The 13,214-nt window shown below is 51.9% G+C and carries 11 protein-coding genes; 7 read left to right on the forward strand and 4 right to left on the reverse strand.

Translation table 11 applies throughout. The features are described from left to right. Positions 1-160: 160 nt before the first annotated feature. A complete protein-coding gene (gene gyrB / locus CHB92_RS17700) occupies positions 161-2,119 on the reverse strand; it encodes a DNA topoisomerase (ATP-hydrolyzing) subunit B (RefSeq protein ID WP_089320570.1) in 1,959 nt (652 codons plus the stop codon). A gap of 782 nt (positions 2,120-2,901) precedes the next feature. On the opposite strand from gyrB, the gene corA reads away from it, so the two are divergent. Continuing rightward, positions 2,902-3,852, forward strand: a complete 951-nt coding sequence (gene corA / locus CHB92_RS17710) for a magnesium/cobalt transporter CorA (protein ID WP_089320621.1) — start codon at positions 2,902-2,904, stop codon at positions 3,850-3,852. Between the two features lie 104 nt (positions 3,853-3,956). Here the strand turns inward: corA and CHB92_RS17715 are convergent, their stop codons facing one another. After that, a complete protein-coding gene (locus tag CHB92_RS17715; protein ID WP_089320572.1) occupies positions 3,957-4,595 on the reverse strand; it encodes an SIMPL domain-containing protein in 639 nt (212 codons plus the stop codon). 433 nt (positions 4,596-5,028) lie between these two features. Here CHB92_RS17715 and CHB92_RS17720 point away from each other — a divergent pair, with 433 nt between their 5' ends. From CHB92_RS17720 to CHB92_RS17740, 5 genes are all read left to right on the forward strand, one after another. Then, positions 5,029-5,454, forward strand: a complete 426-nt coding sequence (locus CHB92_RS17720) for a DUF2267 domain-containing protein (RefSeq protein WP_245842683.1) — start codon at positions 5,029-5,031, stop codon at positions 5,452-5,454. A gap of 144 nt (positions 5,455-5,598) precedes the next feature. Beyond that, positions 5,599-5,991, forward strand: coding sequence for a hypothetical protein (locus tag CHB92_RS17725; protein ID WP_106219157.1), 393 nt, complete (start codon positions 5,599-5,601; stop codon positions 5,989-5,991). A gap of 128 nt (positions 5,992-6,119) precedes the next feature. Further along, positions 6,120-6,554 (forward strand): hypothetical protein, encoded by a 435-nt coding sequence (locus CHB92_RS17730; protein WP_089320575.1) that lies wholly within the window; start codon positions 6,120-6,122, stop codon positions 6,552-6,554. Continuing rightward, positions 6,538-7,221: an SCO family protein gene (locus CHB92_RS17735; RefSeq protein ID WP_089320576.1), complete on the forward strand. Its 684-nt coding sequence runs from the start codon at positions 6,538-6,540 to the stop codon at positions 7,219-7,221. The genes CHB92_RS17730 and CHB92_RS17735 overlap by 17 nt, the downstream gene beginning before the upstream one ends. Further along, positions 7,208-7,618: a c-type cytochrome gene (locus tag CHB92_RS17740; protein WP_089320577.1), complete on the forward strand. Its 411-nt coding sequence runs from the start codon at positions 7,208-7,210 to the stop codon at positions 7,616-7,618. Before CHB92_RS17735 ends, CHB92_RS17740 begins: the two co-directional genes overlap by 14 nt. 19 nt (positions 7,619-7,637) lie before the next feature. Here the strand turns inward: CHB92_RS17740 and nudC are convergent, their stop codons facing one another. Beyond that, positions 7,638-8,582, reverse strand: a complete 945-nt coding sequence (gene nudC / locus CHB92_RS17745; protein WP_106219156.1) for an NAD(+) diphosphatase — start codon at positions 8,580-8,582, stop codon at positions 7,638-7,640. 205 nt (positions 8,583-8,787) lie between these two features. Here nudC and CHB92_RS17750 point away from each other — a divergent pair, with 205 nt between their 5' ends. Beyond that, positions 8,788-9,663 carry an SMP-30/gluconolactonase/LRE family protein gene (locus CHB92_RS17750; protein ID WP_179223091.1) on the forward strand — a complete coding sequence of 292 codons (876 nt, stop codon included), beginning with the start codon at positions 8,788-8,790 and terminating at the stop codon, positions 9,661-9,663. A gap of 153 nt (positions 9,664-9,816) precedes the next feature. Here the strand turns inward: CHB92_RS17750 and CHB92_RS17755 are convergent, their stop codons facing one another. Then, positions 9,817-13,188, reverse strand: a complete 3,372-nt coding sequence (locus CHB92_RS17755) for a ThuA domain-containing protein (protein ID WP_089320579.1) — start codon at positions 13,186-13,188, stop codon at positions 9,817-9,819. Positions 13,189-13,214 lie beyond the last annotated feature (26 nt).

Genomic DNA, 13,214 nt, shown 5'->3' on the forward strand with positions numbered 1-13,214 from the left:
CCTCAACATTAGCTTACACACCAGAAAGAGTCATATCGGAAAAATCATAAACGGCCTCCACATGAGAGCGGGCCTGACGATAGCCGGGACAACAACAGTAAAAAACAAAGGCGGCTGCACCTTCATGGTACAGCCGCCTTCTATCTGGATGCCTTTTGTATTAAACGTCTACACGGGCATATTTGGCGTTACGCTCAATGAAGTCACGACGAGGTCCTACTTCATCACCCATCAGCATAGAGAACAGGTGATCTGCTTCGGCTGCAGACTCGATGGTCACCTGCTTCAGGCTTCGGGTACCTGGGTCCATGGTTGTGTTCCACAGCTGCTCCGGGTTCATCTCTCCCAGACCTTTGTAACGCTGCACGTTCACGCTCTCTTCCTTGCCTTTGCCTAGCTCCTGAATCGCAGCGAGGCGGTCCTGCTCGCTCCAGCAATAACGCTCTTCTTTGCCTTTCTTCACAAGGTAGAGCGGCGGCAGCGCAATATACACGTAGCCTTTCTCCACCAGGTCTTTCATGTAACGGAAGAAGAAGGTCAGGATCAGTGTGCGGATGTGCGATCCGTCCACGTCGGCGTCGGTCATGATGATGATCTTGTGGTAACGCAGTTTCTCCATGTTCAGCGCCTTGTCGTCCTCCGGTGTGCCGAAGCTAATACCCAGGGCGGTGATCATGTTCTTGATCTCCTCGTTCTCGTAGATACGGTGCTCCTGCGCTTTCTCCACGTTGAGGATCTTACCGCGCAGCGGCAGGATCGCCTGGAACTTACGGTCGCGGCCCTGCTTGGCAGAACCACCCGCAGAGTCACCCTCCACCAGGTAGATCTCGCAGTTCTCCGGGTTATTATCCGAGCAGTCGGCCAGCTTACCAGGCAAGCTGGTGCTGGAGAGCACATTCTTGCGCTGCACCATCTCACGGGCCTTACGGGCCGCATGGCGCGCCTGCGCTGCCAGAATCACTTTCTGTACGATGGTACGGGCCTCTTTCGGGTTCTCCTCCAGGTACTGCGTCAGCATCTCGCCTACGGCCACGTCTACTGCTCCAGACACCTCCGAGTTACCCAGCTTGGTCTTGGTCTGCCCCTCAAACTGTGGCTCCGCTACCTTCACAGAGATAACCGCCGTTAAGCCTTCGCGGAAGTCATCACCGGCAATGTCTATCTTCACCTTATCCAGCATACCGGACTTGTCGGCATAGGCCTTCAGGGTACGGGTAAGGGCACGGCGGAAACCGGCTACGTGCGTACCACCCTCAATGGTGTTGATGTTATTCACATAAGAGAAGATGTTCTCGGCGTAAGACGTGTTGTATTGCAGGGCGATTTCCACGGGCACGCCGTTCTTCTCGCTTTCTACGTGGATAGGCTCCGGGATCAAGGTTTCGCGGGTCTCGTCAAGGTACGCCACGAACTCCTTCAAGCCGCCCTCCGAAAAGAAAGAGTTGCTTAGCGGCTCGCCCTGCTCGTTGCGCTCGCGCAGGTCCTGCAGGTTAATACGGATTCCCTTGTTCAGGAAGGCCAACTCGCGCAGGCGGCTGGCTACCGTATCATACTTGTACTCGGTGGTTGTGAAAATGGAAGCATCTGGCTGAAAATGAACCGTAGTTCCTGTTCTATCCGTTTCGCCAATCTCACGTACCGGGTAAGCCGGCACCCCAATGTTATAGTGCTGCTCATAGATTTTACCGCCACGGTGTACCGTTACGTGCAGGTCGGTGGAAAGCGCGTTCACGCAGGACACCCCCACGCCGTGCAGACCACCCGATACTTTATAGGTGTCTTTATCAAACTTACCCCCAGCGTGCAGTACCGTCATGACTACCTCCAGGGCAGAACGGCCTTCTTTCGTATGGAAGTCTGTTGGAATACCACGGCCATTATCCGACACCGTGATAGAATTGTCTTCGTTGATGGTTACCGAAATCTCGTCGCAGTGGCCAGCCAGGGCTTCGTCGATCGAGTTATCCACCACCTCCCACACCAGGTGGTGCAGGCCTTTGATGCCAATGTCACCAATGTACATGGCCGGGCGTTTACGCACTGCTTCGAGCCCTTCCAGTACTTGGATGCTATTGGCGGAATAATTATTAGCTTTTGCTATATCTTCTACTTCACTCATGTGTGTTAAAAGGTAGATTTAATAGGTAAAATTACCACTTTTATTTCGTTTATAAGTACACCAATGCACAAAGCATTGGCTGCTACAAACTTTTAAAAGTACTTAGAACAGGATTATCAGATTTTTCTTTCAGAATTGGGTTCAAATGCCCCACCAACTGATACAACTAATTTACTTTTGCTTATATATGCAAGGTACTATAAATTTCCGTAACCCGCTCATGTTAAAATAACAAAAAAAGCGGCCTAATAGGTCATTCAAAATGTTTTTTTTACAACTTATCTCCCACAGGTAAAGCAAGTTCCATGGCCTTCCCGCTTTATGAGCTTTGCACCAGGCCACTCCCTTTTTGTACACCCAAGGAAGCGTTCATCGTCTCGCCGGGCCTGCCCCCAAGGCAGACGTCCGAGGCATGAAGCCTTTAGCGCTTTTGGCTTTACGCAGCCGTACAAATGCTTAAATAATTGCATCAAGTTTTGCTTCTGAGTAGGGTACTGGTTGCTACGTCTGCTGACAGCTGTACTCTTCCCTAACAGTTTAGTCCATTTTCCCAGCTTTATAAAAGTACCATGCAGTCGCTTCCACAGGTACAGTTCAAAAGTGGTACTGGCGACCGTTGAACCAATCATACTCCTTCCCCGGTACAAGCCTCGGTTGTCGTCATTCTAAATGCACAGAAATAAGTCTGTTCCTGCTTGTAATGCTTGCAGTAACCGGGATTGTATATACAGGCTCATGGAGCTACCTTTGCACCTATTGCCGACATAATCTTTGGGAAATTAATGATTAGGAGCTTCTATATACAGGGGAATGAATTGTGCTGGGAAAAGGACCCAAGTGATTTTAACAATGAGAGCCAGGGTAAGACGATTTGGATAGATTTACAGGAGCCGACCCCGGATGAACAGAAGTGGGTGGAAGAGTACTTTGGCATCGAGTTTTTCACCCCACAGGAGGCAGCAGAGATTGAGAGTAGCTCAAGGTTCTTCGAGGAGGTCAACGGGTTTGAGGCAAACAGCGCTTTTGTGGTGAAAGAAGGTACTTCCTACACCACGCGGCAAGTATCCTTTATCCTGAAGAACAACATTCTCTTTACGCTGCGGCACAGCGACCTGAAGTCTTTTGCCGAGACCGTGAGAAAGCTCAAGACCTTTACCGCAACCAACAGCAAGGCCCTGCAAATATGGCTGCTGTTACTGGAAACGCAGACGGATCTGGATGCTGACTTTATCGAGTTCCTTACCCGCTCAACGAATAAAGTCAGCCGCAAACTGGTAAAAGAGCGGTCTATTGAAGAAGAGGTTCTAATCCATATCACAGAACTGCAGGAGAACACCATCCTGATTAGGGGTAGCGTGGTAGACAAACAGCGCCTGGTCTCGTCTCTGCTTAAGAGCTTTTTGGTGGACGAACCCGAGAAGGAGCGCCTGCGGATTATCCTCAAGGACATCAACTCCCTGCTTCAGCATGCACAGTTCAGCTTCGAAAGGCTGGAGTACCTCCAGAACACTTTTCTGGGCCTGGTGAACATCGAGCAGAACCAGGTAATCAAAATCTTTACGGTAGTAACGGTGGTGTTTATGCCTCCCACCCTCATTGCCAGCATTTACGGTATGAACTTTAATTTTATGCCGGAACTGGAATGGAAAATGGGATACCCTTTTGCCCTGTTGTTGATGGTCATATCGTCCCTGGGATTTCTATGGTATTTCAAGCGGAAGAACTGGCTATAGGCTGGCTCTTGTGATAGGTATATGAATCCCCCGCCTTCAGGGCCTGACAAAACAAAAGGCTGCCCTCCAGAGGGGGGCAGTCTTAAAAAAGAAAACAGGAAGTACTAATCGTTTAGCCGGGCTTTTACCTTCACGCGCGACACCATCCGGCGGTTAAAATCATAGTAATCGGGCCCATAGGGCTGTACATTATCCAACTCTTCTACGCTCACGATCTCATACCCCTCTTCCCCCCCGTTCAGGAAACGCAGCTTTGCCCGGGCATTTTCCACGGCCTGTTCCAGCAGTTCCTGTTGCACGTCCGCCCGCCGGGACGGATCCACAAAAGTACCTGAGACGTTCACACTAAAGGGGAAATGATGGGCCAGCGCATCCTGCATGATGCGGGAATAGGTAGCGCTGTCTGGTACATTTATGTTATATGTGACACTGGTCTGAAACATCTCAGGCCTTATCTTCTCCTGGCCCATTTGCTCGGGCATGTAGTTCACGAAAATACTTTCGTTCGTCAGCATCATGCCTGGCACCTGTTTTTGCAAGGAGTCGGCCCAGACCATAAACTTTTTCCGCATCTCCAACGGCCCGTTATACGACAGGTTCAGCCGGAAACCAGCATCGGGCATTGGCTGCTCATACTCGCCGATTACCTGCAGGTATTCCTCCTCTTCCGGGCGCATCCCGCATCCTGCCAGAGCGCCCATGGCAAAAACCAGTGCCAGGGAACTTACAAACACTTTTTTCATAGGTATAGATAGAGCTTTTATATATAGTTATCAGGTAACGAGAATCGTGCCAGATATTACGTTTAACCTATAAGTTTTCTGCAGCCAGTGCAGGGGCAGGGCATAAAATTTAACAGCATGGCAGCCTGAGTAATTAGTGCAGGAAAGTTCGTTCTCCTACTGCTTGTCTCCAGCCTCTTCGTGTCCTTTGCATGGCTTCTTCGCTTTCCAAGGTTACGCTCTGTAAGTGATCCTGATAAACTGGCGGATCTCCTTTCTGTTTGCTTTAGCCACTGCCTGCACTACTTTCAGGAAGTGGTACAGGAACTAACCTGGCTTTCTAAAGTGAAGGACACCCGCTCAGGCAAAACAGCACACCGAAAGGTATAAACCCTGTCCTCCCTGTCTCGTTATAAAATAGAGATGTTTAATCCATAAAAAAGGAGGTAAAACTATGTCAATGAACTTTGAAAATTATTTAAAAGATTCCAAAACCTGGCTACATGAACTATGCGACTACTTAGGCATAGACGATGAGCAAAAAGCTGGCAGGATATTCAGAGCCGTATTGCACGCCATCCGGGACAGGATCCCTGCAGGCGAGGCGATCCACTTTGGCGCACAGCTGCCCATTATCTGGAAAGGTATCTATTTCGACGGCTTTACGCTGCACGAGCCAGTGCGCATCCGCCATGAAGACGAGTGGCTGGAGTTTATCCGCTCGAAGGATGCCTTTGCGGAAGACGCTGACTTCCCTACCCTGGACCATGCCTTCTACGCTTTTCAGGATGTGATGAGCTTCCTGCGCGACCATATTTCAGAAGGACAGTATAACCAGATCACGGAAGCAATCCATTCGGAGATTACCGTACCAGCTTAAGGAAAACAAACAAAGAATCAGTAAAAAGGCCTGGCACTGTCCGGGCCTTTTTTGTTTTAAACCTGTTTCTGTCTGGCCGCTGCCCCTCTTTCCCAAAGACAAACAACACTTGCACTTGCAATCGTGCGGGCATACCTTTGCAGCATGCGGCGCAGCTACTTTTTCGGCCTTGGGATGCTGATCATCTACCTGATGACGACTTTGCGTTTTCTGGCACCTGTTGTGCATTACAGCCTGAATTATGCCTACATCTCAAGGGTACTGTGCGTGAACCGGGAGAGGCCACAACTGCAGTGCTATGGGCAATGCCATCTCCAAAAAAACCTGGAGGCCCTGCAACCTGCTCATAACAGAGGTAAAGAGGCGATGCAGCATGTACTTGGTTCTTACCATCCTACAGAAGATGTCCCGGCACTTTCCGGCCTTGTTCCCGGTCCTCCCGCCCCGGCAAAGGCTTCGCCAGGTACCGTCCACACCTTTAACTTGCTAAACGTCGCACTGCCAACGCTCTTCCACCCGCCGCAGCTGTTCGCGTAGCCGCCACAAAGTGCATGAGCAACGAAACGCGGTACCGAACGATAAACTTTTTCACTGTTAAAATCATTCTAAGGAAGAGAAAGCAGAGAGCACTTTTGATGCCTTCTCTCCTGTTTATATAAAGCACCATGAAGAACCGGGTGATGTACCTTGCTTTTCCCCTGGCACTGCTCTTAAGCTGTCACAGCGGCCCTACGGAGGAGACACAGCAGGCAGAACTGCAAGGCAATGTGATGGCTATCCACGATGCAGCCATGGCCAAAATGGAAGATATCTTTAAACTCCGCCGCAGTCTGCGGGCTCTCCGTGATACGCTGGAGGCGCAACAGGCCGACAGCACCACACTCCTTGTCCTGCAGCGCGATATCAGCGGCTTGAACGAGGCAGACGAAGTGATGATGTCCTGGATGCGCCAGTACCAGGCGCCGGACAGTCTGCAGCACCAGGAAGCCATGGCTTACCTGCAAGCGGAATTACAAAAAATAGAACGTGTACAAACCGTGATGGACAGCACCATACAAGCTGCCCGTACAACCCTTACGCAATATGATCAACAGAAATAAACTCAGTTTAAGGCGGCTTTTATTCGCTGCCTCTCTTACCCTTACAGCCGGCATGTTTTACAGTTGTAGCGAGTCGGCGGCAGAAGAAGCTAAGCTACCGATACTGGGCAACCGTGAGCCCGTGGAGCGCGTGGTGGAAGGGCAGACGGTGGTGGATACCCTTTACCACCAGATACCTGACTTTGCGTTCGTAAACCAGGACAGCCAGCAGGTAACCCAGGAGACTTTTGCAGGCAAGCTGTACGTAACAGACTTCTTTTTTACGACCTGCCCTACCATCTGCCCTAAAATGAAAAGCCAGATGCTGCGGGTGTACGAGCAGTACAAAGACAACCCGAACGTCCTACTCCTGTCTCATTCTATCGACCCTACGCATGATACAGTGGCCGTACTGAAAGACTATGCCGCCCGCCTGAACGTAACGTCCGATAAGTGGCACTTCGTGACTGGTGAGAAAGACAGCATTTACGACATTGCCACTAAGTACATGGTAACAGCCATGGAAGATGAGCAGGAAGCCGGCGGCTTTGTGCACAGCGGAGCCTTTGTGCTGGTGGATGAGAACCGCCATGTGCGGGGCGTGTACGACGGCACCAAGCCAGAGGAAGTAGACCGGCTGATCAATGACATCCCCGTATTGCTAAAAGAGCAAAATGACCAGAAATAGATCAATCTCTGTGGTGGCGGGCCTTGTTGCCCTCACTACCCTTACCCAATGCTTTACCAATCGCAAAAACGAGGGCGAGAAGCTTTACGTGGCCAACTGCCAAAGCTGCCATATGGAGGACGGTAGCGGCTTGCGCGGCCTGATTCCCCCATTGGCGAAGGCCGACTACCTGCAACTGCACCGGGAGGAGCTTCCCTGCCTGATCAGGCATGGGATAAGCGGCGAGATTGTGGTAAACGGGCAGGAATACAACAAGGAGATGCCAGGCCTGGAAAGGCTGCAGCTAGACGATGTGACCAACCTGCTGAACTACATCCAGACAAACTTCGGGAACGACAACCAACGTTACACGATGACGGAGGTAGAAGAATTGTTAGAGAGCTGCCCCGCACATTAAGGGGTTAGCTGTTGCCTTGTTACCTGGCTGACGGCAGCAGGTCCTCGAGCCCGTACTCCCCTTCTGAATTAAACCAGTCTCTGATTAAACGGTAGGCGATGGATACAGGCGGCGGAAGGCGGAAATCGCCCGCCTTCAGGCCTGCGGCGATCTCATTCCGCGTAAACCAGCGGGCATCGTCCATTTCGTCATGATTTACTTTGAGTTGACGAGAGCTGGCTACGGCACTGAACCCTACCATGATGGAGCTTGGGAAAGGCCAGGGCTGTGAGGAATGGTAGGCAATGCTTTCCAGTTCCACGCCTGTCTCCTCTTTTGCTTCCCGGGCCACAGCCTGCTCCAGGGTCTCCCCTGGTTCTAGGAAACCTGCAATGGTGGCGTACTGCCCCTGCGGCCAGGTCGCCTGCCGCCCCAGCAAACAAGCGTCCCCCTCCGAAATGAGTACAATAACGGCCGTATCAGTGCGGGGATAGTGCTGCCGGTTGCAGTCCGCACCGCTACATTTCCGCACATGGCCGGCTTCCGCGCTGTGCATTACACTACCGCAATCGGGGCAGTACTGATGACGCAGGTTCCAGTGCACGATGGCGCGGGCGTAGCTCAGCAGGGCCGCCTGCTCTTTGGGTAACTCCAGCGCGACCGTCCGCAGGTCTTGCAGGCTAAACTCCCCTCCCAGTTGCCCCAACAGTTCTTCCTGCTTCCCTTCAAAACCTAAGGCAAAGTAGGGTATGTCGCCCTCCGACCCAAGGTATACCCGTACCTGCGCCAGTGCCTCCAGTGCCGCCGCTTGTTCCTTTGTAAGGAAAGCAGCCTCTACCCTATCCTCCTGCTCTAGTAGAAGACTTAAGGTATCGCTTACCACGACCACCCGCACCTGTTCTGATCTCCAAAGCTTGTCTATGTGCTCCTCGTCGGCGCGAAGTTCCGAGAATCGGTACAGGGGGGTATGGGAAAAGTAGTTCATGTGATCAGCCAACAGTGTAGCAAGTATCAAAAGTAAGTAATCTATACGCAAGAAGGGATAAATGTAGAAGAACGGCTCCGGAAACGGCAATTTCTGCACTACAAAGCGAAACGGTTTTATCCCAAATCACCAACTTTTCGTATTACCCTCAATATTTACTAATTTGAATATTAAAACCTTTGTCTCACTATAAAACCATCTGACAATGAAGCGTTCTTTTCCCCTCTTATTCCTTGCGGCTACGCTGCTTTCCTGTTCCAGTGAGCAGGAGGTACAGGATACCGCAGAAACCGACGCAACGGCCGTAGTCGTAACACCCACCCTTACCAAGGCCTGGGAAACAGATACCGTCATGACCACAGCCGAATCGACCTTGTACGATAAAGAAGCCAACATTATTTATGTCAGCAACATACAAGGGGACCATTCCACGAAAGACGGAAAAGGGTTCATCGCCACCATGAGTCCCGACGGGTCGGTTCGTAACTTAACCTGGGTTACAGGACTGAATGCCCCAAAAGGCTTAGCCAAAATGGGGGACAAACTCTACGTAACGGACATTGATGAACTGGTGGAGATCAACATCGCAGACAGCACCATCGCCAACAGATATCCTGTGCAAGGCGCTACTTTTTTAAATGATGCTGCCACAGATGGGGAGAAGGTTTATTTTTCAGACTCCGGAACAGGTAAAGTGCACGTGCTGGAAAACGGGCAGGTAAACACTGTTGCGGAAGGCATGGAAGGCATCAACGGAATCGCCTTTAACGAGGAAGGTGAACTGTTTATCCTGGACGGAAAGGGCTTGCGGCAATACGGCCTACAGGATCAAAGCTCCCGGTTCGTGAACGAGACAGTAACCGGAGGCGATGGCCTGGTGATTATTGACGACAGCACTTACATTGCCAGCCGCTGGCAGGGAGAGATTTACCTGATCCGCAACGGGAAAGAGGAGTTATTGCTGGATACGAAAGAGCAGGAGTCGAACACGGCTGATATTGACTACATAGAAGACGAGAAGCTGGTACTCGTTCCTACTTTCCTGAAGAACAGAGTAGTGGCTTATAAGCTGGATTACTAACCCAGACCACACCTCCGCGCAGTACCAGGAAAGGTCTGCCGTCAAAACAATCCTGTTTAACAAGAAACGAGGAAGCCTCTCTAGTATACCTAGAGAGGCTTTCTCGTTTTTCTGCTTATGCGCCGCTAAGACTTCAGAAGCAAGCGTGCTGCCTTAAGCCCTGGTCCCTGGCAAGAACGTAACCGTCTTGAGCATGGGCTTTTGTTTGCCAACTTCTGTCAGCGGGCGGAAGACAAGGTAAACATCCTGCAGCTCGTTTGTACTGGTCTGCTGCAGTGGAATAGTGCCGGACGCTTTTCCTTTATCGGCACCGAAGTTGAGTTGTCCCTCCCCTATCTTTTTACCGTTAGGGTTTCCTACCCGCACTTCTACCGCATAGCGGCCAGCTTGCCCACTGCCTAAGCCCGTTAGCTCAATGGCACGTACGCCTGTGAGGTCTACCTGATCGGCCTTCAGCCAGCCGTCACCGCCTGGTAACACGAGGAACTTACTGCCGTCAATTTCTCTGGCGGCAAACCAACGGGTTTCCTTAAAGTCAGCGGCATCCATTTGATTGCTGCGCAGGTACACCGCCTCGGCTCCAGCCAAGGGCCTAACGCGCGCACTTCCCTGGTCAGTGTATGTTGCCATCAGCTTCAGCACTGTATTTTGGGCAGTAGTAGGGGCTGGGGCAATGGTGCCACTGGCTGGCAAAGACTCGAACATGCTTTCCGTGTCCGCCAAGGAAAGTACCCACTGTACAATACGACGGGCCTCACCTGGTTCCATGGTCGGGTGGGCAGGCATGGCCGCTTCCCCCCAAACACCGCTACCGCCTTTGATGATTTTCTGCGTCAGAAAGGCAGGGGCTTCCGGGTCTTTCTGATACCGAAGGGCTACCTGCGTAAAGGATGGTCCAATAGATTTTTCGCTCACCTGATGGCAGGACTTACAGTCAGAGGCCTCCATCAGGTTCTTGCCGATCATGGCTTCTGATAAAACCTGGTGCCCCATAGAGGCACCGGCAAGGTCTGTGCCCTGCACGTAATCAGAAGAAACATGCAGGTTATTGGCGCTATACGCACCGTCCTTGTCTGTCACTTTCACCTGATACTGCACGGGCTCTCCCGGGAAGTAGAAGGTACGGTTACCTTTGATGGCTATGTCTACTTCCGGCTGCTCGTTGCCGGCATATACGAGCACGTCGCTGCTTTTAGAGGACGCCTGTTTAGTATCTATTACCTCCACGCTTACGTTGTGGTCGCCCACCCCTTTGATCGTATGCTCGATGTAAGGCACCTTTGTCTCCTGGTAATAATCCCCCACTTTCCATACATACCGCAGCCGGTCACCTTCCGGATCAGTAGCATCTACCCTTGCTTTCACCGTTAATGGCAGGGCACCGCTTGTCTTGTCTACGTACAGCCTGTTAATCTTAGGAGGCAGGTTGCCTGACACATAGTCTAAGCGGGCCAGGCCGGCATCGGCATTTTTAGAGAACCAGCCAGAGCCGTACTCCAGCACGTACAGCTTGCCGTCCGGTCCTACCTCCATGTCTACTGGTGCGTTGAATTCAGCACCTTCCATAAACGGTTCCATGCTACGGTAATCCCCGTTCGGCTCCATGCTCACGGCCTTTATCCAGTTTCTAATCCAGTCATAGATAAAGAGCTTGCCATTATAGTAGGCCGGATAAGCCCCCCCGTTTTCATACAGGTCATTGTAGTACACAGGGCCAGCCATCGCGGAGCGGCCTCCGGCCCCTACCTGCGGAAACTCTTTCGACTCGGCGTAAGGGTACCAGATAAAGGCTGGTTTTGCCGGCGGTAACTCCTGCAAGCCGGTGTTGTTGCGGGAGTTGTTAATTGGGTTCTTCGGGTTAAAGACAGGGCCTGACCTTCCGGCATCGTAATCATAGTGCCGGTAAGGGTAGTTGTTTCCTATAAAGAGCGGCCAGCCAAAAAAGCCGGCTTCACGGGCCTGGTTTACCTCATCGTAGCCTCGTGGTCCCCTCGTACCGAGGCTGTCCACGCCAGAGTCAGGGCCGATCTCTCCCCAGTACAGGAACCCTGTTTTCTGGTCTACCGAAATGCGGTAAGGGTTACGGTCCCCCATCACATAGATTTCCGGGCGGGTCTTGGCCTGGTTTTTCGGGAACAGGTTGCCTTCCGGTATCTCATAGCTGCCGTCCTCCTTTAAGCGGATGCGCAGGATCTTTCCGCGCAGGTCGTTTGTATTGCCGGCAGAGCGACGGGCATCGTACTGCTCGTGCCCCGGACGGTCATCCAACGGTGCAAATCCGTTGTTTACATAAGCCTGGTCCGGCTCATCGAAAGGCGTGGAGTTATCACCGGTAGATACATACAATAAATTATCCGGGCCAAAGGCAATAGAGCCGCCCGTGTGGCAGCAGATTTGGCGCTGGGAATAGAACTGCAGGATAACTTTCTCGGTGTCCTGCTGCAGTTTGTTATTGCGGTATACGAAGCGCGACAGCCGGTTTACAGATGTATCGGCCGGACTGTAGAAGATGTATACGTAGTTGTTCTTGGCAAAATTAGGGTCTGCGGCTATGCCCAGTACCCCTTCCTCGGCATTTACGCCTTCCACACCACTACTGTGGTACACGTTTAGCGCGCCTACCTGCTTAATGCTGCCGGCACTCTCGTCATACAGCATGATCTCGCCACGGCGCTGTGCAATCAGCACATCCTTGTTCGGCAGGATCGTCATCTCCGTTGGCTCAAACAGGGTGCCTTCCGTTAGTTGGGTTTTGATAAACCTTTCCTCTTCCGGCACCTTCAGCGAAGTTGCCCTAGCATAGTCGAGGCTGTTGTTTTCACCGATCGCGTATTTAATCCCGCCTATGAGGTGCTGGCGAAACAGCTCGTCCTCTGTGCCAACCGATGGTTCTAAAGCGGTATAGAAAGAGCGGCCTCCCTCAAAATCGTGGTACCAGGACACAGGGTTAACGTCCCCGGCGCCTTCCTGCATGGTCAGCAGTACCTTTACGTCCTCCACTAACTGGTTAAACTCCAGCCAGGCATCCTGTCTTGTCCACTGTTCCGGTAAGCCATTGGTGGCGGGGTGTCCTGCTTCGGCCACGCGAACAACCGCCTCTTTGGTTTGTGGATAGCCCTCATAGCGGCCTCCCACCAGTCTGCCGTACCAGTCCCAGCTGTACGCTGTGTCCGCCGCCTCATGGATCCCCACAAAGCCTCCCCCTGCCTGCATGTAACGCTCAAAGTTTACTTTCTGGCCGTAGCTTAGCTCCTCGCCAGTCGTGTTCAGGAAAATCACCGCGGCATAGGGTGCCAGGTTGCTTTCGGTGAACATGCGCTCGTTCGTCGTAGTGTCCACCTCGAAGTCTTGCTCTCCCCCCAGCTTGGCCAGAGCGGCCATACTTTCTGCCACGGATGCATCACCGGCATCACTGCTATACACTAAAACTCTTGGGTTTCCTGACCGCTCCCCACAGGAGGGCAACATGAACACGGCAAGCAGGAGAAAGTAAAAAACATTAAAAAAGCGATGTTTTGTCGTCATCGGATAAGGGCTGTTATACTATTGAT

This window comes from Pontibacter ummariensis (assembly GCF_900188175.1).
Classification (GTDB): domain Bacteria; phylum Bacteroidota; class Bacteroidia; order Cytophagales; family Hymenobacteraceae; genus Pontibacter; species Pontibacter ummariensis.